This window comes from Microbacterium sp. 70-16, from assembly GCF_001898315.1.
Classification (GTDB): domain Bacteria; phylum Actinomycetota; class Actinomycetes; order Actinomycetales; family Microbacteriaceae; genus Microbacterium.
This window is the reverse complement of record NZ_MKTQ01000011.1, coordinates 17152-42894: the sequence shown is the minus strand read 5'-3', so window position 1 is coordinate 42894 and position 25743 is coordinate 17152. Positions and strand designations below refer to the sequence as shown.

The 25743-nt window shown below is 69.1% G+C and carries 19 protein-coding genes; 4 read left to right on the top strand and 15 right to left on the bottom strand.

The window, feature by feature from the left end; genetic code table 11:
- Positions 1-3 precede the first annotated feature (3 nt).
- From BGO46_RS04370 to adhE, 7 genes are all read right to left on the bottom strand, one after another.
- Positions 4-1359, bottom strand: coding sequence for a carboxypeptidase regulatory-like domain-containing protein (locus tag BGO46_RS04370; RefSeq protein ID WP_292675554.1), 1356 nt, complete (start codon positions 1357-1359; stop codon positions 4-6).
- A 98-nt stretch (positions 1360-1457) separates the two neighbouring features.
- Entirely contained in the window at positions 1458-1928 is a 471-nt protein-coding gene (locus BGO46_RS04365; RefSeq protein WP_292675552.1) for a prepilin-type N-terminal cleavage/methylation domain-containing protein, read from the bottom strand.
- 134 nt (positions 1929-2062) lie between these two features.
- Positions 2063-3310 (bottom strand): type II secretion system F family protein, encoded by a 1248-nt coding sequence (locus tag BGO46_RS04360; RefSeq protein WP_292675549.1) that lies wholly within the window; start codon positions 3308-3310, stop codon positions 2063-2065.
- Positions 3307-5043, bottom strand: a complete 1737-nt coding sequence (locus tag BGO46_RS04355) for a type IV pilus twitching motility protein PilT (protein WP_292675546.1) — start codon at positions 5041-5043, stop codon at positions 3307-3309. Before BGO46_RS04355 ends, BGO46_RS04360 begins: the two co-directional genes overlap by 4 nt.
- 43 nt (positions 5044-5086) lie before the next feature.
- The gene (locus BGO46_RS04350; protein WP_292675542.1) at positions 5087-7192 is read right to left on the bottom strand and encodes a GspE/PulE family protein; all 2106 of its coding nucleotides are present in this window, start codon (positions 7190-7192) and stop codon (positions 5087-5089) included.
- Between the two features lie 365 nt (positions 7193-7557).
- On the bottom strand, positions 7558-7854 hold the full coding sequence (locus tag BGO46_RS04345; protein ID WP_292675539.1) for a DUF1905 domain-containing protein: 297 nt from the start codon (positions 7852-7854) through the stop codon (positions 7558-7560).
- A gap of 74 nt (positions 7855-7928) precedes the next feature.
- Positions 7929-10646 (bottom strand): bifunctional acetaldehyde-CoA/alcohol dehydrogenase, encoded by a 2718-nt coding sequence (gene adhE, locus BGO46_RS04340; RefSeq protein ID WP_292675536.1) that lies wholly within the window; start codon positions 10644-10646, stop codon positions 7929-7931.
- 206 nt (positions 10647-10852) lie between these two features.
- Here adhE and nrdI point away from each other — a divergent pair, with 206 nt between their 5' ends.
- On the top strand, positions 10853-11305 hold the full coding sequence (nrdI, locus tag BGO46_RS04335; RefSeq protein WP_292675533.1) for a class Ib ribonucleoside-diphosphate reductase assembly flavoprotein NrdI: 453 nt from the start codon (positions 10853-10855) through the stop codon (positions 11303-11305).
- A gap of 90 nt (positions 11306-11395) precedes the next feature.
- Here the strand turns inward: nrdI and BGO46_RS04330 are convergent, their stop codons facing one another.
- Complete coding sequence (locus tag BGO46_RS04330; RefSeq protein WP_292675531.1) at positions 11396-12298, bottom strand: hypothetical protein; 903 nt, start codon at positions 12296-12298, stop codon at positions 11396-11398.
- Between the two features lie 232 nt (positions 12299-12530).
- Between BGO46_RS04330 and BGO46_RS04325 the strand changes: the two genes are divergently transcribed.
- Together BGO46_RS04325 and BGO46_RS04320 are read left to right on the top strand one after the other, a co-directional pair.
- Entirely contained in the window at positions 12531-13781 is a 1251-nt protein-coding gene (locus BGO46_RS04325; RefSeq protein WP_292675528.1) for an alpha/beta fold hydrolase, read from the top strand.
- Between the two features lie 32 nt (positions 13782-13813).
- Complete coding sequence (locus tag BGO46_RS04320) at positions 13814-15211, top strand: NAD(P)/FAD-dependent oxidoreductase (RefSeq protein WP_292675525.1); 1398 nt, start codon at positions 13814-13816, stop codon at positions 15209-15211.
- Positions 15212-15418: 207 nt separating this feature from the next.
- Here BGO46_RS04320 and BGO46_RS04315 read toward each other — a convergent pair whose 3' ends face one another.
- The 4 genes from BGO46_RS04315 to BGO46_RS04300 form a co-directional block, all read right to left on the bottom strand.
- The gene (locus BGO46_RS04315; protein WP_292675520.1) at positions 15419-16087 is read right to left on the bottom strand and encodes a TetR/AcrR family transcriptional regulator; all 669 of its coding nucleotides are present in this window, start codon (positions 16085-16087) and stop codon (positions 15419-15421) included.
- A 1-nt stretch (position 16088) separates the two neighbouring features.
- Positions 16089-18275, bottom strand: coding sequence for a YhgE/Pip domain-containing protein (locus BGO46_RS04310; RefSeq protein ID WP_292675517.1), 2187 nt, complete (start codon positions 18273-18275; stop codon positions 16089-16091).
- Positions 18272-21232, bottom strand: coding sequence for a YhgE/Pip domain-containing protein (locus tag BGO46_RS04305; RefSeq protein ID WP_292675514.1), 2961 nt, complete (start codon positions 21230-21232; stop codon positions 18272-18274). The genes BGO46_RS04310 and BGO46_RS04305 overlap by 4 nt, the downstream gene beginning before the upstream one ends.
- Positions 21233-21360: 128 nt before the next feature.
- Positions 21361-21747: a DUF1304 domain-containing protein gene (locus tag BGO46_RS04300; protein ID WP_292675511.1), complete on the bottom strand. Its 387-nt coding sequence runs from the start codon at positions 21745-21747 to the stop codon at positions 21361-21363.
- 136 nt (positions 21748-21883) lie between these two features.
- Between BGO46_RS04300 and BGO46_RS04295 the strand changes: the two genes are divergently transcribed.
- Entirely contained in the window at positions 21884-23572 is a 1689-nt protein-coding gene (locus BGO46_RS04295; protein WP_292675509.1) for an acyl-CoA dehydrogenase family protein, read from the top strand.
- Between the two features lie 188 nt (positions 23573-23760).
- Here BGO46_RS04295 and BGO46_RS04290 read toward each other — a convergent pair whose 3' ends face one another.
- Genes BGO46_RS04290 through BGO46_RS04280 form a run of 3 tightly spaced genes read right to left on the bottom strand, consistent with a single transcriptional unit; the run spans position 23761 to position 25357 of the window.
- Positions 23761-24720 (bottom strand): NAD(P)-dependent alcohol dehydrogenase, encoded by a 960-nt coding sequence (locus BGO46_RS04290; RefSeq protein WP_292675507.1) that lies wholly within the window; start codon positions 24718-24720, stop codon positions 23761-23763.
- Entirely contained in the window at positions 24717-24938 is a 222-nt protein-coding gene (locus BGO46_RS04285; protein WP_292675504.1) for a helix-turn-helix transcriptional regulator, read from the bottom strand. The genes BGO46_RS04290 and BGO46_RS04285 overlap by 4 nt, the downstream gene beginning before the upstream one ends.
- The gene (locus BGO46_RS04280; RefSeq protein ID WP_292675502.1) at positions 24938-25357 is read right to left on the bottom strand and encodes a hypothetical protein; all 420 of its coding nucleotides are present in this window, start codon (positions 25355-25357) and stop codon (positions 24938-24940) included. Before BGO46_RS04280 ends, BGO46_RS04285 begins: the two co-directional genes overlap by 1 nt.
- Between the last annotated feature and the right edge of the window lie 386 nt (positions 25358-25743).

Below are 25743 nucleotides of genomic sequence, written 5' to 3'. Positions count from 1 at the left end.
GGATCACGGCGTCACCGCCGTGCGGGGGTCGAGCACGATGACGCCCGCCGCGACGCTGCCGGCGGTCACGGCGGTGACGCCGCTCGTCACTGCCGAGGTCTGCGACGTCGACGTGCCGCGATAGAGCTGCCACGTGCCGTAGGGCAGGGCGATCGTCGCGGCGTTCGAGCTGACGATGCTACCGAAGGTGTAGGTCATTCCCGTGCCGCAGCCGGGGTCGCCCGTCGTCGCGTCGCCGGTCACGCTGCCGGCGTACACGGCCTTGAGGTAGGTGCCGGTGCCGTTGGCGCCGGCGAGCTGCACGACGCCCATCGGCACGGATGTCGCGGGCGCCGACCCGCCGGCAAGGCCCGCGACGGGTGCGGGTCGCGCACCGGCGAGTGTTGCGGTCGCCAGCCATTGCCCGGGGTCAGGGGCGAGACAGCTCGTCGTGGGATTCTCAGGGGCTTCCGCGTAGGCGCCGGCGACGATGCTGTAGCCGGATGGGATCGGGAAGCGCGTGAACGATTTGGGGTTCGCCGTCGTGGCCGTGGCCTGCTGGAAGTTGCCGTACGTCGAGATGAACGTCGTCGTGAGGTTGTTCGGCAGCGACTTCGCGCCGGCGACGTTGTCGGCATAGGTCAGCGAGAACGTCGTGGGCTTGTCGAGGCTGAAGCTCGCGCGCGATGTCGTGCCCGCCGTGACCGGCACGACGGCAGTCGGCGCGGTCACCTGCTGGTCGCTGATGTAGCCCGATTTGGATGCCGTGACGGTGTAGTCCTCGGCCGGGGGCACCTTCAGCAGGTAGGCGCAGCCGTCGCTGTCGGTCGTCACCGCGGCGACGCCGCTCGATGACGGCAGGCTGACCGTGACGCCACTGACGCCGACGCCGGCGGAATCGACGACGCCGACGAGGATCGTGCCGCGTTCGGGGTCGTTGAGCTTGGAGCGCGGCGCGAACGAGGTATCGCTGTAGACCGGACGCGCGCCGGCAGGCATGTTGTCCCACGTGACCTCGACGGTCACGCGCTTGTAGGTGAGGGCGCCCGTGGCAGCGCCCGCCTCGCACGTCGCGCTGCCGCCTGTGCTGGTGGCCCACGACCACGACGTGGTGACGTGGAACGTGTCGCCGTTGAGCGTCGTGGTGTGCGTCTCGTTGCGCACATCGAGCACACTCTCCGCGGCGCGAGCGAGGTCGATCTGCTGCGCGGCGAGGTTGGCGGCGACGACGCGCGCGCGGGTGTCGCGGTTCTGCACGAGGCCCGAGGTCATGACATAGAGGAAGCCCGTGACGATGATCGCGAAGACGACCATCGCGACGATCACCTCGATGAGGGTGAAGCCAGCGTCCTCGTTTCGGGCCGAGAACTGTCGGTGCACGAGAGCCTCCCCTCAGGTGTGGGCACCGGGTAGACGTTGTGCCTGCGCGGAATCGTCCGCGCAGGCACAACGTTGGTTAGGCTGCGAGCCCTGTAGCGTTACGGCGCCGTCGGCAGGGCCGTGCCCCATCCAAGCAAACCGCCCGTGGAGCTGTCGTAGAACTCGAAGTCCGTAGTTCCCGTCAGGTTCTCGTTCGTGCCCTCGATGTTGTACGCGTTCGCGACGGGCGTCACCGTGAGCGTGTTGCCATCGGACACGGTGATCGTGCCCAGAACGGCCGAGGAAGCGTCCGTGATCGAGATGTTGCCAGGGGCGCCAGATCCCGTGAACGTCAGACCGTCGAGCGATCCGTTGTTCTGAGTGGTCGCAGACTCGATAGCGAGTGCCGCGTTCGTGAGGTCTGTCTCGACCGACGACTTCCACGCTCCCTCGCGCATGTTGAGGAAGACGGGGATCGCGATCGCGGCGAGGATGCCGATGATGATGACGACGACCAGGAGCTCGATCAGGGTGAAGCCCTTCTCGCCGTTCTCCTTCTTGGCCAGCGCCTGAGCGACAAGCTTGTTCATGAGGATTCCTTCTATTCAGGGGGATGGTGATACTGCAGGACGGAAATGTCGGCTCCGGGGTGTGGTCGACATTGGTGAGAGTAGCGGTTCGCTGGGAAAATGAGAAGACTCTAATGTGAAAATTGTGAAAGAAGTTACATACTCTGGATCTCCTGGAAGATCATGAACATCGGCATGTACAGCGCGACGATCATGAAGCCCAGCAGTCCACCCATGAACACGATCATGAGCGGCTCGAGCATCGCGGTCAGCTGCGAGCTCATCGTCTCGACCTCGTCGTCGTAGAAGTCGGCGGTCTTCTCGAGCATCTGGTCGATCGAGCCCGACTCCTCACCGATCCCGACCATCTGCACGAGCATGTCGGGGAAGATCTCGGCCTGCGCAAGTGACTCCCCGATCGGCCGGCCCTCGCGCACGCCGTCTTGCACCTTGCGCAGCGACGAGCTGATCACGTGGTTGTCGCTCGTGGCGCCGACGATCGACAGCGCCTGCAGAATCGGCACACCCGAGGCGAGCATCGTCGCGAAGTTGCGCGTGAACCGCGTCAGCGCGATCTTCGTGTTGAGCTTGCCGAACACGGGGACTTTGAGCTTGAGCGGGTCGACGACGCGCCGTACGGCCTCGGTGTTCTTGTTGCGCCCCCACCAGATCGCCCAGGCGACGCCCAGCACGAGCAGGATCGGCAGCACGATCGGCATCGCGTGCGAGAGGTCGACCAGCAACTGGGTAGGCGCGGGTAGCGTGCCGCCGAGGTCGGCGAACATCTTCTCGAACACCGGCACGATGAAGATCAGCATCGCAGCCACCGCGAGCAGCGCGACGATGAGGACGACGATCGGGTACGTCAGCGCGGCCTTGACCTTGCTGCGCAGTTTCGTCTCGGCCTCGAAGTTGTCGGCGACCATGACGAGCGATCTGTCCAGGAAACCGCCGGTCTCACCGGCACGCACGAGGTGCACCATGATCGGCGGGATGATCAGCGGGAACTCTTCGAGCGCCGTCGAGAACGACGCGCCGCCCTCGACGCGGGCCGCGATGTCTGCCACGGTGCGCCGCAACATGGTGTTGTCGATCTGCGCCTGCACGATGTTCAGGGCTCGCAGCAGCGACACGCCCGCGCTCACCATCGTCGCCAACTGGCGAGTGAGCAGGGCGAGGTCTTTGAGCGACGGTCGCTTCTCGAGCCCGGGGATGTTGATCTCTTGATTCAGGCCCGTGCCGGCGCCCTTCTCAGCGAGCTTCTCGGGGATGATCGCGCGGTTCTTCAGCTGCTGGATCGCCTGAGCCTCACTGGAGGCATCCAGCACGCCCTTGACCTTCTTGCCGCTCGAGTCGATGCCCTTGAAGGCCCACTGTGCACTCTTGGCCGCCGTTGTGCTCATGAGTGCGCCCCGGGCTGACCACCGGCGACCTGACGCGTGCCCTCGGGCAACGACTCGCCCGCCGCCCCGCGGCCAAGGCCGCGATTGCGGACGAGCTGTTCGAACTCCACAGCCTCCTGCGCGATGTCGAGCGCTTGCGAGTGCTCGATCTCGCCCGCGAGCACGAGGCGCGCGAGGTCTTGGTCGAGCGTATGCATGCCGATCGCGTTGCCGGCCTGCAGCGCGGTGCGCAGCTGGTGCGTCTTTCCCGTGCGGATGAGGCTCTGGATGGCGGGCGTCGCGAACATGACCTCCGTCGCGACCGTGCGCCCCTTGCCACCCGACCGGCGGATCAGCGTCTGCACGACGACGGCGCGCAGCGTCGCTGCGAGCTGCGTGCGCACCTGCGCCTGCTGGTGCGACGGGTAGACGTCGATGATGCGGTCGATCGTCTGCGCGGCATCCTGCGTGTGCAGCGTCGCGAAGACGAGGTGACCGGTCTCGGCCGCCGTGATGGCCGTCGAGATGGTCTCGAGGTCACGCATCTCACCGACGAGGATGATGTCGGGGTCTTGCCGCAGGGCGTGCTTGAGCGCTTCGCTGAAGCTGTGCGTGTCGGCACCCACTTCGCGCTGGTTGATGATGCCGCGCTTGTGGTGGTGCAGGAACTCGATCGGGTCTTCGACCGTGATGATGTGCGACGCGCGACTCGAGTTCGCCTTGTCGATGATCGCGGCGAGCGTCGTCGACTTGCCCGAACCGGTGGGGCCGCACACGAGCACGAGGCCGCGCGGCAGGTGCGCGAGGTCGACGAGCTCGGGTGGGAGTCCGAGCTGGGCGACCGACTTGATCTCGGTCGGAATGATGCGCATCGCGACGCCGAGGCCGCGCTGATCCTGGAAGACGTTGACACGGAAGCGGGCGATGTCGCCGACCGCGTAGGCGAGGTCGAGTTCGAGCTCGGTCTCGAAGGTCTCGAGCATCTCGGCGGGCACGAAGTCTTCGATCACGTGCCGGATGCGCTCGCGCGACCACACCGTGGTGCCGGCGACCGACTTCAGCTCACCGTCGACGCGGACGACGGGTGTCGACTCGGCGACCAGGTGCAGGTCGGATGCCCCGAGCGTCAGCACGGCGCGGATCGCCGTGACGAACTCGCTGTCGACATCGCCGATCTGCGCGCGCAGCACGCGGTCGACCTCGACCGCGCGGGCGGCGAGAGCGCTGACCGTCTCGGTGACGGGCGTCGCGACGGGCACAGCGAAGGCCTGGGCGCGGCGGCCGCCGACCGGCGCCGGCGCAGCCGCTGAGGCGGCGTGGGTAGTCGGAGCTGCGTAGGCGGCGGTCGGAGCGGCGGCGGGCGATGCTGCCAATCGCGTCACCGGAGCCGCGGGTGCCACCGGGGCATCCAGGTCGAACGTCGTGCGCGCGACGGGCTGCGCGGCAGGCGCCGGCGCGGCGACGGGTGCCGCGGCGGGCGCGGGCTGCGCGGGTGCCGCCGGCGCGGTATACGCCGCGGGCGTCACGGGGGTGGCGGGCGCTACCGGGGCGGCCGCGGTGGGCGCTGCCGGCGCGGCTGCCGCCGACGCGGCCGGCGCGGCTGCCGCCGGTGCGGCGGGAGGCAGCGTCACACCCGGAATCCCATCGAGGAAAGAACGCAGGTCGGAGTCACTGTCCGCTCCGCGCAGCAGCTCGTCGAAGCGCGAGGCGGCGGTGGGGCTCGGGCTGAAGTAACCCTCGTCGTTGGTCACCATGTCCTTCTTTCTGTGTTCCCCACGGTGGTGTGCGCTGCGGCGGTCAAATCGTCACCCGCAGGACTTCTTCGATGGAGGTGTGCCCCAGCAGCACCTTCGCCCAGCCGTCTCCGCGCAGGCGCGTCATGCCGGTCGCCTCCGCGTGCGCCGAGATCTCGGCGGCCGGCGCGTTGCGCGAGGCGAGGCGCTCGATCTCGTCGTCGACCCCCATGACCTCGTGCAGCGCGATGCGTCCGCGATAGCCGGTCTTCGAGCACTGCGGGCATCCGACCGGGCGCCACACTCGCGGCAGCTCGCCCGCGAGCGGGATGCCGACGATCCGCAACTCGGTCTCGGTCGCGACCGACTCCTCCTTGCAGCGCTCGCAGAGCCGGCGCGCGAGGCGCTGCGCGACGACCGAGTCGAGAGCCGAGCCCACGAGGAACGGCTCGACACCCATCTCGATGAGACGCGTCACCGAGCTGGGTGCGTCGTTGGTGTGCAGTGTCGAGAGCACGAGGTGGCCGGTCAACGATGATTCGATCGCGATCTTGGCGGTCTCCTCGTCGCGGATCTCACCGATGAGGATCACGTCGGGGTCAGATCGCAGGATCGAGCGCAGCGCCGCGGCGAAGGTCATGCCGGCTTTGACGTTCACCTGCACCTGGTTGATCCCGGGCATCCGGTATTCGACAGGATCCTCGACGGTGATGACGTTGACGGTCGGCTTCGAGATCGTCGCGAGCGTCGTGTAGAGCGTCGTCGACTTTCCCGATCCGGTCGGGCCGGTGACGAGGATCATCCCGTACGGCTTGGAGAAGCTGCCCGAGAAGACCTCCATGTTGCGGTCGAGCATGCCGAGGTCAGCGAGTTGCAGGCTCGCGACCGGCGAGTCGAGCACACGGGCGACGACCTTCTCGCCCCACACCGTCGGCAGGGTCGCGACGCGAAGGTCGACCGTGCGGCCCGAGTGGCTGACCGAGATGCGGCCGTCCTGCGGACGGCGCCGCTCGCCGATGTCGAGCTCGGCCATGACCTTGAGACGGCTGATCACGCCGGGGATCATCGACCTCGGCACGACCTGCACCGTCGTGAGCACGCCGTCGATGCGGTAGCGGACGCGCAGGTCGTCGCGCATGGGTTCGATGTGGATGTCGGATGCCCGGTCGGTGATCGCCTGGCTGATGATCAGGTTGACGAAGCGGATGATGGGGGCTTCATCGGTGCCCTGGTCGCCGACATCCTGACTCCAGGGATCTGCCTCGGCCTCCGCTCCCCCAGCGAAGGCCGAGGTCAGCTCTTCAACCTCGGAATCGACGCGATGATACCGGTCGATTGCGGCGAGGATCGCCTCGGGTTCGGCGACGACCGACACGACGGACGCGCGCATCACGGCGGCGATGTCGTCGAGCACGACGACGTTCTGCGGGTCGGCGAGCGCCACCATGATGCGGTCGCCGGCGCGCGCGATCGGCAGCGCCGTGTGGCGTCGTGCGAGGGTGTCGGGGATCAGCCCGACGACACTCGCGTCGACGGAGAACTCGGTGAGGTCGACATAGGCGAGGCCGAGACGCGCGGCGAGCGCGACGGCGCGCTCGCGCGGTGTCGCGGGCTCAGGTTCAGGTTCGGGCTCGGCGGCCGCCGCAGGGCCGGCATTGTCGGAGCCGTCGACGTCGACGTCGGTGTCGGCGGACGCTTCGGGGTCGGCCGTGGCCGACGCGTCGATCGCGAAGCCGAGCAGGTCTTGCGAGTCGTCCTGGCGTGCGCGCGAAGAGAACGAGTCGAGCCAGTCGAGCGAGTCCTCCTCGATGGCGGGCTCGGCGGGTGCGACCACCTCGACAGGCGCCTCCAGGAGCGGTGCGGGTGCCGGCTCTGGTATCGGCTCGAGGACGGGCGGGAGTTCGGGTGCGGGCTCGATCGGGACGGGGAGCGTCGCGGGCTCGGGTGCCGCGACAGCGATCGGAACCGGTTCTGGGTCGGGCATCGCGACGGGGGCCACGACTGGCTCGGGGGCCACCGGCTCGGGGGCGACGCGAGTGACGGGGGTCGGCAGATCGAGCGTGATGCCCGAGCCCATGAGCAGCGACTGCCAGATGAGGTCGTCGCCCGACAGAGCGGGGGTTCCGCCGCCTGACGTCTGATCGGCGGGCATCCGCCCCTCGCTCAGCATCGGTGCGTCCTCAGAACGCGGACGGTGCGGTCGATGACCGCGTCGCGGCGGGCCTTCTCTGCCAGAGCGCGCAAAGGGTAGGTGCTCATGCACGGCGCCTTTCCGGGTTGCGATCGTGGCACTCGGGGCGATACGCGAGCCGGGGGGTCACGCGCACCGCAGGACTGCCTACCGGGGGGATAGGAGACTCCAGCACCGAGAATGAACTGCAGAAGGCCCGCCGCGAGGCTTGCCTCCCGGAGTAATCATGAGAGATCTCTCATGATGGTGTCAATGGTGAATCTGTGACTTTGGTGAATCTTGAGGTTCGTGTGACAGATGTGAAACAAGTTGTTGTAGGGAACCTGACGCTTTCGCACGGCTGATCACGCATCGAGGACGTCGAGTTCGACCGCGACAACGGCCTGGTCGACGAGCCCCTCGGCATCCCGCACCGCACGCTTGAGCGGCAGCACATACGTACCCTGGCCGGCGTCGGGAAAGATGGACGTCCGCCAGCGCGAGCCGCCGATCCGGACGTTCACGCGCACCGACCCGAACCCCCGGTACGGCCGCGGAATCTCGCGGATCTCGGCACTGAGGTCAGCCGGCAGGTTGACGAAATACCAGCTGTCAGTGCGCGCCGCCCAGCGGTAGATCTCCCCCTCGAACTCGACGCGCACTCGGCAAGGCTAGCGCCGACACGCCGAAGGGGCGCCGGGTATGCTCCCCCGGCGCCCCTTGGCTGCGGTGCGTGTCAGGCGGTGGCCTTCGAGCGCTTCGCAGCCTTCGCGGCCACCGTCTTCACGGTGCCGGTGGCGGCGTCACTGGCAGCCTCGGTGCCGCGGCGCGCGGCGCGGACCTCATCGAACGAGGTGCCGTAGTACGCGGCCTCCATGAGGGTCTTCATGTCCTCGATCATCGGCATGCGCGGGTTGGCCGGCGCGCACTGGTCGCCGTAGGCGGCCATCGCGAGGTCGTGCAGACCCGCGATGAAGGTCGTCTCGTCGACGCCCTGGGCCCGGAACGAGCGCTCGATGCCGACGCGGTCACGCAGATCTTCGACGGCGCGGGCGTAGCTCTCGACGCCCTCCTCCGGCGTCGCCGCCGGCAGACCCAGGTGCTTCGCGATCTCCTGGAAGCGCTCCGGCGCGACGTAGCGCTCGTACTTCGGCCAGCTCGTGAGCTTCGTCGGCACGGTGCCGTTGTAGCGGATCACGTGCGGCAGGTACACCGCGTTCGTGCGCCCGTGCACCAGGTGGTACGTCGCACCCGTGACGTGCGCCATGGCGTGCACGATTCCGAGGAAGGCGTTGCCGAACGCCATGCCCGAGATGGATGCCGCGTTGTGCATCTTCTCGCGGGCCTTGATGTCCTCGGCATCGGTCGAGTTGGGCTGCGCCTTCGTGCTGCGTTCGATGTTCTCGAAGATCAGCTTGATCGCGTGCAGACACAGACCGTCGGTGTAGTCGTTCGCGTACACCGACACGAACGCCTCGGTCGCGTGGGTCAGGGCGTCGAATCCGGCGTCGGCGACGAGGAAGCCGGGCAGCACCTTCGTGAGCACGGGGTCGATGATCGCGACCGACGGGGTCAGGGCGTAGTCGGCGAGGGGGTACTTCATGCCCGTCTCGTCATCGGTGATGACCGCGAACGGCGTCATCTCCGACCCGGTGCCCGACGTCGTCGGGATGCACACGAGCTTGGCCTTCTTGCCGAGCTCGGGGAACTTGAACGCGCGCTTGCGCACGTCGAAGAACTTCTCGCGCATGTCAGAGAACTCGACCTCGGGGTTCTCGTAGAGCAGCCACATGACCTTCGAGGCATCCATCGGCGAACCGCCACCCAGCGCGATGATCGTGTCGGGCTGGAACTGACGCATCAGCTCGGCGCCGGCGCGCACCTCGCTGACCTTCGGCTCGGGCTTGACGGTGTTGATCAGCTGCACCTGTACGCGGTTCTCGCGACGGTTCAGCACGTCCATGATGCGGTCGACGTAGCCGAGCTTGGTCATGGTCTCGTCGGTGACGATCGTGACGCGCTCGACGCCACGCATGTCGGCGAGGTAGCGGACCGCGTTCGGCTCGAAGTAGGTCTTCGCGGGGATCTTGAACCACTGCAGGTTGTTGTTGCGACGCCCGATGCGCTTGACGTTCAAAAGGTTCACCGCCGAGACGTTGTTGGAGACAGAGTTGTGACCGTACGAGCCGCAGCCGAGGGTCAGGCTGGGCATGAAGGCGTTGTAGATGTCGCCGATGCCACCGAGCGCCGACGGGCTGTTCTCGATGATGCGGACGGCCTTCACGACGCGGCCGAACTCGGCGATGACCTCCTGGTCGTTCGAGTGGATGGCACCTGAGTGGCCGAGTCCGTCGAAGTCGACCATCTGGCGAGCCAGGTCGATGCCCTCGGCGGGCGTCGCGGCGCGCAGCACGGCCAGCACCGGAGCGAGCTTCTCGCGCGTCAGCGGCTCGTGCGGGCCGACACCTGTGACGTCGGCGAGGATGATCGAGGTGTCTTCGGGCACCGTGAAGCCGGCGTGCTCGGCGATCCACTGCGGCGACTGGCCGACGACGGTGGGGTTGAGCTTCGCGCCGGCACAGTTCTCGCTGTTCGCGGTGACACCGAAGATGAACTCCTCGAGCATGCGCTTCTCGTCGGCGGTCGCACGGTACGCGTGCAGGCGGGCGAACTCGGCGAGCGCCTCTTCGGCGATCGGCTCGTCGAGGATGACGGCCTGCTCGCTGGCGCACACCATGCCCATGTCGAACGACTTCGACAGCACGATGTCGTTGACGGCGCGGCCGACCTTGGCGGTGCGCTCGATGAACGCGGGCACGTTGCCGGCGCCCACGCCGAGGGCGGGCTTGCCGCACGAGTACGCCGCGCGGACCATCGCGTTGCCGCCCGTCGCGAGGATCAGCGCGACGCCCGGGTGGTTCATCAGTTCGCCGGATGCCTCCATCGAGGGCTCCTCGATCCACTGGATGCAGTTCGCCGGAGCGCCGGCGGCGACGGCCGCGTCACGCACGATCTTGGCGGCGGCAACCGAGCACTGCTGCGCCGACGGGTGGAAGCCGAAGATGATCGGGTTGCGGGTCTTCAGCGCGATGAGCGACTTGAAGATCGCCGTCGAGGTCGGGTTGGTGACCGGGGTCAGCGCGCAGATGACACCCACCGGGTCGGCGATCTCGGTGATGCCGGTGATCTCGTCGTGCGAGATGACGCCCACCGTCTTCTGGTTGATGATCGAGTTCGTCACGTGCTCGCACGCGAACATGTTCTTCACGGCCTTGTCTTCGAAAAGGCCCCGGTGGGTCTCTTCGACGGCCATGACGGCGAGGTCACCGTGATGGTGCAGGGCCGCCACGCTCGCCTTGCGGACGATGTGGTCGACCTGCTCTTGAGTGAAAGATGCGTACTCTGCGAGCGCTGTCTGTGCGCCTTCGACCAGAGCATCGATCGAGGTGGACATTGTGGGACTCCTACCCGGCGCGGACGCTCTGTCCGCGTCATCGCTTCCGGGTCCGAGGGGCTCTCGGGCCTGTCTGACGCCAGTATGACACGTGTGGTCTGACCACACAAGAGGTGCCGGGCCGTGCATAATCACGCGGATGCCCGTGGCTTTTGTCACGCCGATGCGCCGAGCGGTTTTCCCCAGGTCGGCGCACACTGGGGCGCATGCGGAAGGTGCCGGTCTACTACTACTCGTCAGTGTCCAACCTGACCGGGCGGTTCGCCGAGCGGCTGGCGCTGACCAACGCCCGCCCCGTCTTCAACCTCGCCGATCGCGCAGTGCGGGGGCGTGAAGCGGAGGGCCCCTGGGTGCTGCTCACGCCGTCGTACAAGGCCGGCAACGCGAACCAGGTGACGCTGCCGACACCCGTGCGGGCGTTCCTGCGCTCCCCCATGAATCGGCGCCGACTGATCGGCATCATCGGATCGGGCAACCGCAACTTCGGCATCCACTATCAAGCGGCCGCGCGCGAGCTCGCGCAGGTGTCGGGACGGCCCGTGCTGTTCGAGTTCGAGCTGTCGGGAACCCCCGAAGACGTCGACCGCTGCGTCGAGATCCTCAAACGGCTCGACGACGCGATCGCGGCGGCCGCCCGCGACGCGGACGCGCTGCCCTGAGGGGCGGGGCGGGTCGCGCCGCGAGCGCGGGGGCGGTGCGGCAGCGGCGCGCGGCTGTGGCGCCGCGGTTGGCCCGGCGGCGCGCCGGGTTCACTCCCCGACCGCGGCGGTGTAGGCGTCGCTCAGGAACGTCTGGAACGCCGTCGCATCATCCACAGCCCCGGTGTACACCGAGCCGGCAGCCGTCACGACCACGCCCTGCGTCAGATCGGCGCCGGCTGCGGCGACCGTCGTGGCCGCACGAGTGCTCGCGTCGTCGGCCCATGTCGTGAACGTCCCTGCCGACATGCACGAGGTGACGGCGTCGACCGTGGCATCCGACAACGCACCCTGCACCGTCGTGGCGACCTCGAGCGAGGTGAGTCCGGCCGTGGCGGTCTGGGTCAGCAGCGCGTCCCACGCGGCGAGTCCCTCGTCGGGAGCGGTGTCGGCGACGCAGCTGAAGGCGGCGACCGCGGAGATCGCGTTGACGTCGCCGCTCTGCGCCACCACCGGATGCAGCTCGAGGCTGATCGATCCCGCCGCGACTTCCGCCTCGAGTGACGCGCCGATCGTCGACCACAGGGTCGCCGCATCGGCGTTCGTCGGGTCGAGGTACACCTGCACGTCGAGGATGCCGGTGGTCGCGGCATCCGACACCGTCGCCACCGGATCTTCACCGTCGGTGAGCGCGGCGGTGCGCGTCGCGGTGGCCGTCGTGCCGTCGCCTGTGAAGAGCAAACCGTCGCTCAGCATGTTCGCGGGTCCGACGACGACTGCGGGCGTGGCGGTTGGCGTGGATGCCGAGGCGACTGCGTTCACCGTGCCGATCGTGACGATGCTGCCGACCGCGACGACCGCGAGCCCCGCGACGCTCCAGCCCAGGATGCGCCGCTGGCGGCGCTGTTGAGCCAGCCGCAGCATCTCGGCGCGACGCACCTCGCGCACGAAGCGCTGGCGCTCTTTCTTGGTCATGCCCTGCAGCTGCGAACGCGGCACAAGTTTCTTCGCCACCTGAGTCCTTCCGTCGATCCACGCGACGTGCGCCACGCTACGAACGCGCGTTATGGATCGCCCCAGCGCGCGGCCTGCGGTGGCTATGTTGGTCGTGCTGGCGGCGGGCGGTTCGAGGAGCGCAAATGGTCGTCTCTCGGCCGCGATCGCGACCATTTGCGCTCCTCGAAGGTGCGGCGCACTGCCGCGGAGCGCGCCAGCGCGGCGCGCGGCGAGGCGTTAGCGTAGCGACGTGACCCGTCGTCCGAGCACGAAGCGCGAAGCGCGCGAGACGCGCGAGCCGCGCCCGCCGCGTCGGCCGAAGAGAAGGCATCCGGCCGTCCTCGCGTTCTTCGCAGCCGCCCTGGCCGTGATCGGCGGCTTCGTCGCGGTGGGCGAAGCGCGACTGATCGGCGACGCCATCGAACAGCGAAACCTCGCCGCGTTCTACGAGCAGCCCGCGGATGCCCTCGACGGCGACGCGGGCACCCTGGTGCGCAGCGAAGAGCTCGTCGGCGTGCCGTTCGACGCCCGCGCGTGGCGGGTCATGTACCGCACGACCGATGTTCACGGCGACATCGTCGTCTCGACCGGCATCGTCGTGACGCCGCTCGGCCCCGCGCCTGCGGGCGGGCGCACGGTGCTGTCGTGGGGGCATCCGACGACGGGAGCCGCCGTCGACTGCGCCCCCTCGCGCAGCTTCGACCCGTACGAACTGATCGAGGGCATGCGTCTGCTGCTCGACCGCGGGTACACGATCGTCGCGACCGACTACGTCGGCATGGGCACCGACGGCCCCGACTCGTACCTCGTCGGCGACACCGGCGGCAACGCGGTGCTCGACGCCGTGCGCGCCGCGCAGCACATCCGTGCGGCGCACGCGTCGGATGACGTCGTGCTGTGGGGGCACTCGCAGGGCGGCCAGGCGGTGCTGTTCGCCGCGCAGCGAGCACCCCAGTACGCGCCCGAGCTGCACGTCACGGGCGTCGCCGTCGCCGCTCCCGCAGCCGACCTCACGACCCTGTTGAGCGACCACATCGACGACATCTCCGGAGTCACCATCGGGTCATACGCGTTCGCGGCCTACGCCGACGTCTATGCCGATCGCGGCGCGACGATCGAGGGCATCCTGACGCCAGCGGCGCAGCAGATCCTGCCCGAGATGAACGAGTTGTGCCTGCTGGCGAGCATGGACAAGCTGCACGAGATCGCCCAGCCCGTCGTCGGAAAGTTCGTCACCGCCGACCCGGGCACCGTGCAGCCCTGGGCGACACTGCTGGCCGAGAACTCGGCCGGCGGGGCATCGTTCGACGCGCCACTGTTCGTCGCGCAGGGCCTCGACGACACCCTCGTACTGCCGGCCGCGACCGAGGCTTTCGCCGCGCACGAGCGCTCTCTCGGGATCGACGTCTCATTCCACGGCATCCGCGGCGCCGATCACGGCACGATCGCGTACTTCGCCCTGCCCGCGCTGATGAGCTGGCTCGACGCGCACGGGCTCTGACGCGGGCCCACCCGGCCGTTCGAGGAGCGCAAATGGTCGTCGTTCGGCCGCGATCGCGACCATTTGCGCTCCTTGAACGTGCGGCGGAGTACCGTCAGGTCATGACCGAGTTCGACACGATCGTCATCGGGGCGGGGATCGCGGGGCTCACCGCAGCGCGGCTGCTGACGGATGCCGGGCGGCGCACCGTCGTGTTCGAGGCGCGTGACCGGATCGGCGGGCGCGTGTGGACTGACCGCTCGGGCGGGTACGTCACCGACCGCGGGGCCTCGTGGATCCACGGGATCAACGACAGCGCCGTCGCAGCCGCGGCACGCGCGTTCGGCATGGCGATGACCGAGTTCACCGTCGGCGGCTATCAGCCCGACAGCCGGCCGATCGCGCACTACTCCCCCGATGGCATCCGCCTCACCGACGACGCCGCGCGCGCGTACGTCGCCGACATCCATGCCGTGGATGCCGCGCTGCGGGGCGCCATCGAGGCATCCGACCCCGACGCAACCTACCGCGACGTCACCGAGGCCGCGCTCGCGGCGCAGGGATGGGACGCCGAACGCGCGCAGCGCGTGCGCGAGTACCTCGAGCACCGCAGCGAGGAGCAGTACGGCGTGTGGATCTCGGACCTCGCGGCGCACGGACTCGACGACGACCAGGTCGACGGCGACGAGGTGGTGTTCCCGGACGGCTACGACCGACTGGCATCCGCCCTCGCTGTGGGACTGGACGTGCGGCTCACGCACGTCGCCTCGCGGGTGGATTGGAGCGCCGACGGCGTCGTCGTGACGACAGACCGGGGTGTGTTCAGCGGCGCGACAGGTGTGGTCACGGTGCCGGTGGGTGTGCTGCAGTCGGATGCCTTCGAGATCGCGCCCGCGCTGCCACCGGCGGTCGCCGGCGCGCTCGGGCGACTGCGGATGAACGCGTTCGAGAAGATCTTCCTGCGATTCGACCGGAAGTTCTGGGATGACGGCGTGTACGCGATCCGGCAGCAGGGGCCGGAGGGCCGGTGGTGGCACTCGTGGTACGACCTGACGGCGCTGCATGGAACGCCCGCGCTGTTGACGTTCGCGGCGGGGCTGGCGGCGATCGAGACGCGCGACTGGAATGACGACACCGTCGTCGCCTCAGTCATGACGCAGCTGCGGCGGCTGTACGGCGCGTCGGTGCCCGATCCGGTCGCGATGCAGCGAACGCATTGGCAGGATGACCCGTTCGCGCGCGGCGCGTACGCCTACATGACGCCGGGTTCGACGACCGCCGATCACGACGCCCTCGCGACGCCGGTGGGCGGCGTGCTGCACCTCGCCGGCGAGGCGACCTGGACGGACGACCCCGCCACCGTCACGGCGGCGCTGCACTCGGGCCACCGCGCCGCCGAGCACGTCCTCGGCCACGCCGTGCCCATCGCCCGCGTGTGGGGCGAGGCGTAGCCGGGGCTCTTTGGCGGGGAGTCGGGCGGGCGCGGGCGGATTGCGCGGGGTGGGCGTGCTGACGTCCTGCTCGGTGGTGCTGGAGTGCACGCAGCGGGCGCGCGCAGCGCACTCCAGCCCCACGCTGCAGGACTTCGGTACGCGGTGCCGATCGGCCGCGTGGCGGGCGGGGCGTAGCTGAGGCGCGCCGGCCGGGCAGGCGGAGGGTCAGGCGGCGACGAGGTCGGGGTGGGCGGCGAGCAGTGCGGCCTGGTCGGCCCAGGGCACGCCGACGATGCTGAGCACGACCCGCACGACCGTCGTCGCGCCGTCGGTCGAGGTCAGCCGCAGCTCACGCAGCGTCGCGCGCGCCGTCTCTTCGACGAGGAACGCGAGCAGCGCGGGCTCCATGTCGCCGCGGAAGGCCCCCGACACAACCCCCGCCGCCGTCAGCTCGCGCACGCGGCGTCGCAGCGGCGCGAGCGCAAGCAGCGTCTGGCGGACGTGCGCGTCGTCCAGCGCGATGTTCGCCGAGGCGCGCACGGCGGATGCCTCGAGCCACAGCCGCGCCGCCATGCGCGCGAGCGCGACGCGCGGGTCGCGGTCGTCGACGTCGGCGGCGATCGCGTTGAAGCGCTGCGCTCCGATCGCGATGACTTCGCGCAGCAGGCTCTCACGGTCGGCGAAGTGGCCGTAGAGCGCGCGGCGCGAGAGTCCCGCGGCCTGCGCGATGGCATCCAGCGATGCGTGCGGATCGACCGACAGCATCGACTGCGCCGCGACGAGCAGCGCTTCGCGGTTGGCGGTCGCGTCGCTGCGGCGCGCGCGCGGCCGCGGCACGGCGGCGCGAGCGGAGTGCGGGGCAGAGCCCAGGGGTGCGCGATGCAGGCTCGTCATCTCACATCAGCTTCGTCGACTCGAGGGCCTCGACGAGGCCGCGGTTGAACGAGATCAGGGGCCGGCGCAGCACGAGTCCGAGCAGCAGCGCCGGCACGATGAACAGCGCCAGCCAGCCGAGCGAGATCCAGTAGTCGCCCGCGTAGATGCCCGCGATCGCCGACCGCATCGCGGCGATCGCATGCGTCGCCGGCAGGAACGGCGAGACGTTCTGGAACCACGTCGGCAGCAGCTGCAGCGGGTACGCTCCGCCCGAGCCCGACACCTGGATCACCAGCAGGACGACGGCGAGCGCCTTGCCGGCGTTGCCGAAGGCCACGACGAACGTGTAGATGATCAGCGTGAACACGAGCGAGGTGACCCACCCGGCGAGGATCAGCAGCAGCGGATGCGCTGGCTCGACCTGGATGAACGCGATGAGGCCGACCGTCACGAGGGTGCTCTGCGCGAGCCCGACCAGGCCGAACAGGCCGTAGCGACCCAGGTACTTCTGCGTCGGGCTGAGCTCGGGCTCGCCGGGCAGCGTGTCTCGGTTCACGTCGACGCGGATCGCGACGGTCATCAGCAGTGCGCCGACCCACAGCGCCAGGATCGTGTACAGCGGCGCCATCGCCGCGCCGAAACTCGTCACGGGGAACACGGGAATGCGGTCCACCCGCACGGGCTCGGCGAGCGAGGTCGCGAGCACACTCGGGTCAGACCCGATGACCTCACTGAGGCCCGACAGGTCGCCCGTCTCGGCCGCCGTCGCGAGCGCCTGCTGCACGGCGTCGAACTTGTCGGCCGTCTCGCGCAGCGTCGCCGCGATGCTCTGCGTCGCCGCCTGCCCCTGCGTCAGCGCCGTGCGGACGCTGTCCCCCGCTCCCGAGAGGCGGCCGGATGCCCCGTTGAGGTCGCTGCCGATCGAAGCGATGTCACCGTCGATCGTTGACAGCGTCGCGCCGAGCTGATCCAGCAGCGGCTTCAGGCTGCCGGTGAAGGCGTCCTTGGCATCTTGCATCGCCTGCTTCGCCGCCTCGATCGAGGCCGTGATCTGGTCGTGCTGAGCCTGCGCGGAGGCATTGCCGTCGACGACGGACTGCGCGGCCTCGGTGATCTGGTCGTGCACCGACTGCTGGCGGGCGATCGCCTGGTCGAGGCGCGCGATGACGGTGTCGAGGGCCGGCTGCGCGTCGGTGGGCAGCAGCGAACGCACGTCGTTCTGCAGCGTGTCGCGCAGCGCCGTGTAGTCGTCGATCTGCCGCTGCACGTCGGTCGCGAGGGTCGTCAGCACCGCGACCTGCGCATCGCTGACGCCGCCGACCGAGGTGAACAGGTCGTCGATACGGTCGCCGACGGCTACGTAGCCCGCGGTGGTCGTCTCGAGCGCGTCGGCGAGGGCCTGCGTCGCCGACGCGAGGGTCGCCTTCAGGTCGCTCACGGCGGCGGCGCCGCTGCCGACGGCGGCCGAGGCATCCTTCAGGGCGGCGCCGGACGATGTGATCAGCGTGCTCGCTCCGTCGACGAGCGGCAGGCTCGATCCGAGCAGCGTCGAGAACATGTCGGCGGTGTCGGCGCCCGCGCGCAGCTGCGTCGCGACGCCCGAGACACGCGCTTCGATGCGGGCGATCGCGGCCTGTGTGTCGGCGGAGGTGAGGTAGTCCGACAGCGACGAGATGAGGCTCAGCCCGATGTCGCTGATCGTCTCGGTGAACACCTCGTTGATCTGCGCCGACACGGCCTCTGCGCCTTGCCCCGTGATCTTGGGGGCGAGAGCGTTCTTCTTCTCGTTCGTGTAGTACGCCAGCTGCGTGCGCTGCCCGCCGTCGGCGTAGAACGTCATCATGTCTTCAGAGAACGAGGCCGGCAGCACGATCGCGGCGTAGTACGCGCCCGAGCGCGTGCCGTCGATCGCGTCGTCTTCGGTCGTGACGATCCAGTCGAGGTCGTCGTTCGCGCGCAGCGCCGACAGCACCTGCTCGCCGATGTTGACGCGGATCGGCACGAGGTCGCTCTGGTAGCCCTCGTCAGCGCTCGCGACGGCGACCTTGAGGTTCTTCGTGTTCGAGAACGGGTCCCAGCTGGCGATCACGTTGAACCACGTGAACAGCGACGGGATGACCACGAGCCCGAATACGACGATCACGGCCATGACGTTGCTGGTCGCGTGCCGGAGGTCGCGACGGATCAGATGCAGGATGCCACTCACGCGCGGTCACCTCCTTCGGGAGCGTCGGCGGTATCGGGGGCGGCAGGCGCCTCGGGCGCCGCGTCGGCGGCGGGCTGGACGGGCGCGTCGGTGGCGGGGGGCGCGTCGGCGGCGGGGGCGGCGGGCGCCTCGGGCGCCGCGTCGGCGGCGGGCGGGACGGGCGCGTCGGTGGCGGGGGGCGCGTCGGCGGCGGGGGCGGCGGGCGCGTCGCCGGCGGCGGGCGCATCCGGCGCCCCGTCACCCGGCTCCTCGCCGAAGAGCTCGATCACTTCGTCGAGGTCGTCCGGCGGGGCATCCGTCGTCGGGATGTCCTCGGGATCGACGTCGGCGGCGAAGACGGGCGCGGTGTCGACGGCGAGCACGTGCTCGACCGGTGCGTCGGCCTCTACCCGCGTGGCGGTAGCGAGCGCGACGGCGCCGCCGCGGCCGCGGGGGCCGTCGGCGAGGGCCTGCTGGCGCAGGTGCTCGTCGTCGAGCGTGCCAACTTCGGCCGCGAGCTCGAAGCTCTGCTTGATGTACTCGAGCGACACGAGGAACCCGATCACGATGAGGATCCACAGCACCCAGATGCCCAGTAGCGTCGCCTTGCCGCCGGGGATGAGCCAGGCGACCACGCCGAGCACGGCCAGTCCCCCGGCGCCGGTGAGGGCGGCGATCTTCAGCAGCGTCGGGTAGCGGTGCAGGAACGGCGCGGCGCGGCGGGCCAGATCGTCGCGGTACTCGCGACGGTCAGACAGCGCGTGGAAGACGTCGCTCAGCCGGTAGCCGCTGCCGACGACCTGCACCTTCTCGCCGATGAGCAGATCGGTCGCCGCGATCTCGCGGTTGAAGACGAGGTTGAGGTTCGCGAGGCGACTGCGCAGCACCAGGCCGAGCACCCACGCGAGCACGACGAAGATCGATAGCATCCCGAGGAACTGCCAGTAGTGGCTGCCGTAGAACCCGGCGATCGTCTCGCGCATCGCGTCGATGCCGTAGGTGAACGGCAAGAACGGGTAGATCGCGCGGAAGAACCCGGGCATCATCTCGATCGGGTACAGGCCCGACGCTCCGGGGATCTGCATGATCACGAGCAGGATGCACAGGCCGCGCCCGACGTGTCCGAACGCGACACACAGCGCGTAGACGATGCTCATGTAGGCGAGCGAGATGAGCACGGCGGTGCCGACGAAGGCGACCGCGCTGACCGTCTGCACCCCGATGATGAGGTTGCCGATCGACACGATGAGTGCCTGTGCGACGGCGAATGCCGCAAACAGCATGAACCGGCCGACATATGCCTCGCGCACCGTGATGCCTTCGAGGCCCTCGGTGTCGACCTCGATCTTGAAGATCACCATGAGCACGAACGCGCCGATCCACAGCGACAGGTTCGTGAACAGGGCCGCCATCGCCGAGCCGTACGTGTCGATCGGGAACAGCACGTTCTCGGATACCTCGACCGGCGAGGCGACGAACTGCGCGATCTGCTGCGCGTTCAGGCCCGTGATCGTGCCGAGCGTCTCCCACGCCGACGCGGCGCTGAGCGCGATGACATCTGTGCGGGCGCCCGCGAGCGAATCGAGGATGCCGGAGAGGTTGGCATCCAGACTGCCGACCGCATCGATCGTCGACGCCAGCTGGCCATCCAGTCCGGTGAGCAGCTGCTGCGCGGGATCGAGCTGCGCACGCTGCGCGTCGATCGCCGCAGAGAACGCCCCGGCGCTCGTCGACAGCTCGGCCATCGCACGGCTGAGAGCCGGCACCGAGCTGGTGAGCACGGTGCGCAGGTCGGTCGCCGCGGTTTGGGCGTTCTGCACGGCCGCATCGAGCGCGTCGGCGGATGCCTGCAGCGTGTTGACCGCCTCGCCCGCCTGCGTGTTCAGCGTCTGCAGCTGTGCGAGCAGCTGCTGGTCGCTGGCATTGCGCTCCTGCAGCGCCGTGATGGCATCCGTCAGGCGCTGATGCACGTCGGGGTCGAGGCCGCCCGCGTCGACGAGCTGTTGCAGCTGCTCGAGGGCCGCCTCGTTGCTCTGTACGACGGCGGTCACATCGTCGATCGCGCCGTCGATGCGCGCGCCGGCGCTGTCGAGTGCTTGGGTGACCTGCGTCACGGCGACGTTCGCGGCCGCCGACGCGTCGGCGAGGTGCGTCGCTCCGTCGACGTAGGCCGAGGTGGCCGCATCGGTGAACGCGATGACCTGCGTCTGCGCTTCGGCGATGATCGCCTGCGCCTGAGCGATGCCGCTCTGCACGTCGGCGAGGGTCGCGTCGACGTCGTCGAGCGTGCCCTTCGCCGACGAGATCGCGTCGCGCGACGACGACAGCCCGCCGGACAGGTCGGAGAGGTTCTGCCGCGCCGTCGTGATCGACTGCGTCGCGGTGTCGAAGGCGTCGAGCGTGTTGCTCTTCTCGTTCAGCAGATGCAGCTCGAGGTCGTCGCCGGCATCCTTCACGGCGTCTGTGACCGACGCCGCGACCTGCTCGGTGAACGCGCTCGTGATCTGCTTGTCGAGAGTGGATGCCCCGACATCCGTGATCTTCGGGGCGATCGCGCTGGCCTTCTCGTTGACGTAGTACTGCAGCGCGGGCTGGGTGAACTCGCCCGTCGTGATGCTGATGAGGTCAGCGCTGAAGTCCGCCGGGATCACGATCGCGGCATAAGCGCGGCCACTGCGCACGGCGTCCTGTGCCTCGTCTTCGCTGAGGAACTCCCACCCCAGCTGGTCGTTACTCTGCAGCTCATCGACCACTTGCGCGCCGACGTCGAGCGGGCCGGTGAGATCGGACTCGGCACCCTCGTCGAGGTTGACGACGGCGACCGTGATGTTCGAGGTGTTCGAGTACGGGTCCCAGAACGCGTTGATGTTGAACCACGCGTACAGGGCCGGCGTGACGAGGATGCCGACGACGATGATCCACGCCTTGCGCTGGCGCGCCAGACGTCCCACATCACGCGAGAAGACTCGCCAACTCATTTTCACTCGGACGAGTATACGTCAAACATGCACAGCAGTGTGCACTTTAGTGGGCTTGCCCGTCGTTTGTTCTGGCGAGCAGGACTGCCGGGGTCTTGCTCAGCCGAGTAGGCCGATGCGGGTCTTGCTCAGACGAGCAGGCCGATCACGACGAAGACGACAGCGAGAAGCGGCAGGAAGCCCTGGGTGATCGCGGCGCGACGCTTGTCGGGCGAGCTCAGCAGCAGCACGAGGGCGGCGGCGAGCATCGAGCCGGTGCCGGCAAGGATGAGCGTCAGGCCGACGGCTTGGTCCCCCGCCGCCGTCACGATGATGCCGACGATCGCGGCGATCGCGAGGAAGAGGTTGTAGAAGCCCTGGTTGTAGGCGAACGCGCGGGTGGGTTCGATCTCGTGATCGGGCACGCCGAACGTCTTGCGCGCCTGCGGGCCGTCCCACGCGAGCGACTCCATCCAGAAGATGTAGACGTGCAGCAGGGCAGCGAGGCCTGCGAAGACGAGTCCGGTGATGATCATGCGCTTCTCCCGTTCGGGGACTTGGGTTTCGTTCGTCGTGGGCTCTGGGTTCGCACTTCGTGCGTTCTTCGTGAGCGCGCTATGAGCCGACAGGTCAACTATGGCGCATTCCGGGGCGCCCTGATTCGATGGAGCGATGGACACTCACGATGTCGTGAACCAGGCGCCGCCGCGCGAAGGCCTCGACGAGTACGGCGCGAACGCCGCCCTCACCGAGGCCGTCGACCGCCATGACGCCGACTGGGCGCACCACCGGCTGCACTTGACCGGGCAACGCGTGGGCACGGCATCCTTTCAGCACGATGCGGCGCGGGCGAACCGCGTCGAACCACTGCTGCACACGCACGATCGGCACGGGCACCACATCGACGAGGTCGAATACGACGACAGCTATCACCGCGTCATCGCGGCGGCCGTCGCCGACGGCGCGCACACCGGCGCGTACGTCGAGCCGCGGCCGGGCGCGAACGTCGCGCGGGCGGCGACCTTCATGCTGTATGCGCAGATCGAGCCCGGCCACGCGTGCCCCGTGTCGATGACGCACGCCGTCGTGCCGGTGCTGCAGCAACACCCGACGGTCGCAGGCGAATGGATGCCGCGGGTGCTGAGCCCCGCCTACGACCCGACGCTGCGCACGGGCAAGCCGAGCGCGCTGTTCGGCATGGCGATGACCGAGAAGCAGGGCGGGTCGGACGTCCGCGCGAACACGACGGCCGCGCGACCGCTGGGCGACGGGCGGTACGCCCTGACGGGGCACAAGTGGTTCTGCTCGGCGCCGATGTCGGACGCCTTCCTCGTGCTGGCGCAGGCTCCGGGCGGGCTGTCGTGCTTCCTCGTGCCGCGGGTGGTCGAAGGGTCGGGCGTGCGCAATGGCATCCGTATCGTGCGATTGAAAGACAAGCTCGGCAACCGCGCGAACGCGTCGAGTGAGGTCGAATACGAGGATGCTGTGGGCACGCTCGTCGGCGAGGAGGGGCGGGGCGTCCGCACGATCATCGACATGGTCGCGGGCACGCGGCTCGACTGCGTGCTGGGTACGACCGCGGGCATGCGTCAGGCGGTCGCCGAGGCGGCGTGGCATGTGCGGCACCGCCGCGCGTTCGGCGCGCTGTTGATCGACCAGCCTGCGATGACGGGCGTGATCGCCGACCTGCAGCTCGAGACCGAGGCGGCGACCGCGACGGCGATGCGGCTCGCGCGCGCGTACGACGACGATGCGTCGGATGCCGAGGTCGCGTTCCGCCGGCTCGCGACGGCGGTCGCGAAGTACTGGATCTGCAAGCGCGGGCCGGGGCATGCGTACGAGGCGCTGGAGTGTCTCGGCGGCAACGGGTACACCGAGGCGTTCCCACTCGCGATGCGCTATCGCGAGCAGCCGGTCATGGCCGTGTGGGAGGGGTCGGGCAACGTGATCGCGCTCGACGTGCTGCGTGCGCTCGCGCGCGAGCCCGAGACCCTGGATGCCTTCGACGCCGAGGTGTCGCTCGCGCGCGGCGCCGACCGCAGGTTCGACGCCTTCGCCGACCATGCGCGGGCCCTCGTGCGGTCGGTCGGTGCGTCGGGCGGTGCGTCGGTCGGGGCGTCGGGCGCGGCGTCGGGCGGTGCGTCGGTCGCTGCGGATGCCGAGCCCCAGGCCCGCGCCCGCGAGCTCGTTGCGACGCTCGCGCTTGCGCTGCAGGGGTCGCTGCTCGTGCGCTTCGCCCCCGCGGCCGTCGCCGACGCGTTCGTCGCGAGCCGGCTGAGTGAGGGTCTCGGCGGCGCGGCCGGGCTGTATGGAGCGCTGCCGAGTGGGGTGGATGCCGCGGCGATCGCCGCGCGGGCGTGAAGGGCGGTGCGTGCAGCATGGCGCTGAACAGTGCGGTGACAAACTGAGTGGCGCCACGACCCATCTCACCGCGTGCGAGGTGGTCGCAAGCGCCACTCACATCGGTACGGCCAGAATCAGGTGGCGCGCGCGACCGGTTCAGCACCGGCCACGTGGTCGCACGCGCCACCTGGATCGAGCACCCTGCCTCACTCCTGCGGGCGCAGCACCACCGTCCCGCGCTTGCGGCCGGTCGCGACGCGCGCGTGGGCGGCGGCGGCATCCGCCAGGGAATACTCGCTGTCGATCAGCGGCACGAGGTCGCCGGCCACGGCGAGGCCCGCGAGTTCGGCGAGGTCCGGGCGCTTCGCGGCATCCTTTCGCAGGCCCGTGAACGCGATCTTGGCGCGGCGCGAGACCAGTGTGTGGAACAGCGTCGAACCGGGGACGGTCGACAGGTATCGGCCGTGCGGCGTGAGCACGTGACGCGCTCGCGCGAAACCGACGATGCCGACCGCGTCGAAGATGATGTCCCACTGCTCGGCCGAGGTGGTGAAGTCCACAGCGGTGTAGTCGATGGCCTCGTCGGCGCCGAGGCCGCGCACAAGGTCGAGATTCGGCGTGCTCGTCACGGCCGTGACATGCGCACCGCCAAGGTGCGCGAGTTGCACGCCCGCCGCGCCAACCGAGCCGGACGCGCCGTTGACAAGCACGCGCATGCCTGGCCGCACCCGCCCGTGGTCCCGCAGAAACGGCAGCGCCGTCATCGCGCCGTCAGCCAACGCGACAGCCTGCGAAGGTGTCACTTCCGGCGGCAGGGATGCCAGGGCGCTGTCGGCTCGGACGGTTATATGCTCCGCGTGGCATCCAAGTGCGGCGCCCGTCGCACCGTACACGCGATCGCCGACTTCGAGGCCTGTGACGCCCGATCCAACCGCCACGATCTCGCCGGCGTACTCGCTGCCGAGCACCGGGAGACGAGGCGAACGGATGCCCGAGAACAGGCGCACCAGGCCCGGCTCACCGCTGCGCGCGGCGTTGTCGGATGCCCCGACGCTCGCGGCATCGACGCGCACCAGCACCTCACCAGCCGCTGGCGTGGGCTTGGCCCGGCCGGCGAGGTGGACGACATCCGGAGCGCCGTAGCGCTCGTAGATCGCCGCTCTCATGACTGCTCCGGATAGGCGAAAACGGTGTCGAGCGGCACGTCGAAGACCCGGGCGATCTGGAAGGCGAGCTCGAGCGTCGGCGAATACTTGCCCTGCTCGATCGCGATGACGGTCTGGCGCGTGACGCCGATGCGCTCGGCGAGGTCGGCCTGCGTCATCTCGCCGTGCGCAAAACGCAGCGTGCGGATCTGGTTCGTGACCCGAGTCGGCTTGACCATCAGAATCCCCGCCGGTAGAGCGTGAGCTTGACGACCGAGGCCAACACGGCCGACGCGACGAAGCCCAGGTAGATGACGTTCGCGATCCAGAAGTACTCGAGCCGGAGTACCGCGAGGATCAGCGCGCCGAGCGCACCCACGATGAGCGGCCAGCGACCGATGCGCTCCCCCGTGCGATCGATGTCGCGGTCGCGCGCGTCGGCGCGCGAGCTGTCACTCGGGCGGATCATCTCGACGACGATGCGCACGACGATCGCCGCGACGATCGACCCGCCGATCGACCACGACAGCGGTGTGAAGTAGTCGACGGTGTCGATCGACGCTCCCGTGAGCCTGCCCAGCACGACGCCGACGTACGCCAGGTATGCGCCAACGACGACCACCAGGTAGACCCAGACGCCCTTCTCCTCGTAAGACATGCCATCCCCCGCATGTAAAAGATTGCTGACACAGCCAATGTAAAGCGAGGCATACTTTGTGTCAAGAATTGTTTACATGTGCTCTGATGAGCGCCGCTCAAGCGGGTGGCGCGCCGGACCAGCTCGAGACATTCGAGGTAGTCGCGGATGCCACCTCGATTCGCCGCCACAGAAGCGGGTGGCGCGCCGGACCAACTCGAGGCATCCGAGGTAGTCCGCAGTGCCACCTCGATGGGCCACTGCCGAAGCGGGTGGCGCGCCGGACCAACTCGAGGCATCCGAGGTAGTCCGCAGTGCCACCTCGATGGGCCACTGCCGAAACGGGTGGCGCGCCGGACCGTCTCGAGGCATCCCAACTGGCCCCCGCGACACCCGGATCGCCCGCA

Bases quoted from the DNA above. Each gene is read 5' to 3' on its own strand.
- BGO46_RS04365 (WP_292675552.1), bottom strand. From the start codon at position 1,928: ATGAACAAGCTTGTCGCTCAGGCGCTGGCCAAGAAGGAGAACGGCGAG.
- BGO46_RS04315 (WP_292675520.1), bottom strand. From the start codon at position 16,087: ATGACGAGCCTGCATCGCGCACCCCTGGGCTCTGCCCCGCACTCCGCT.
- adhE (WP_292675536.1), bottom strand. From the start codon at position 10,646: ATGTCCACCTCGATCGATGCTCTGGTCGAAGGCGCACAGACAGCGCTC.
- BGO46_RS04350 (WP_292675542.1), bottom strand. From the start codon at position 7,192: ATGCTGAGCGAGGGGCGGATGCCCGCCGATCAGACGTCAGGCGGCGGA.
- BGO46_RS04290 (WP_292675507.1), bottom strand. From the start codon at position 24,720: ATGAGAGCGGCGATCTACGAGCGCTACGGCGCTCCGGATGTCGTCCAC.
- nrdI (WP_292675533.1), top strand. From the start codon at position 10,853: ATGCGGAAGGTGCCGGTCTACTACTACTCGTCAGTGTCCAACCTGACC.
- BGO46_RS04360 (WP_292675549.1), bottom strand. From the start codon at position 3,310: ATGAGCACAACGGCGGCCAAGAGTGCACAGTGGGCCTTCAAGGGCATC.
- BGO46_RS04285 (WP_292675504.1), bottom strand. From the start codon at position 24,938: ATGGTCAAGCCGACTCGGGTCACGAACCAGATCCGCACGCTGCGTTTT.
- BGO46_RS04300 (WP_292675511.1), bottom strand. From the start codon at position 21,747: ATGATCATCACCGGACTCGTCTTCGCAGGCCTCGCTGCCCTGCTGCAC.
- BGO46_RS04305 (WP_292675514.1), bottom strand. From the start codon at position 21,232: ATGAGTTGGCGAGTCTTCTCGCGTGATGTGGGACGTCTGGCGCGCCAG.
- BGO46_RS04355 (WP_292675546.1), bottom strand. From the start codon at position 5,043: ATGGTGACCAACGACGAGGGTTACTTCAGCCCGAGCCCCACCGCCGCC.
- BGO46_RS04280 (WP_292675502.1), bottom strand. From the start codon at position 25,357: ATGTCTTACGAGGAGAAGGGCGTCTGGGTCTACCTGGTGGTCGTCGTT.
- BGO46_RS04295 (WP_292675509.1), top strand. From the start codon at position 21,884: ATGGACACTCACGATGTCGTGAACCAGGCGCCGCCGCGCGAAGGCCTC.
- BGO46_RS04320 (WP_292675525.1), top strand. From the start codon at position 13,814: ATGGTCGTCGTTCGGCCGCGATCGCGACCATTTGCGCTCCTTGAACGT.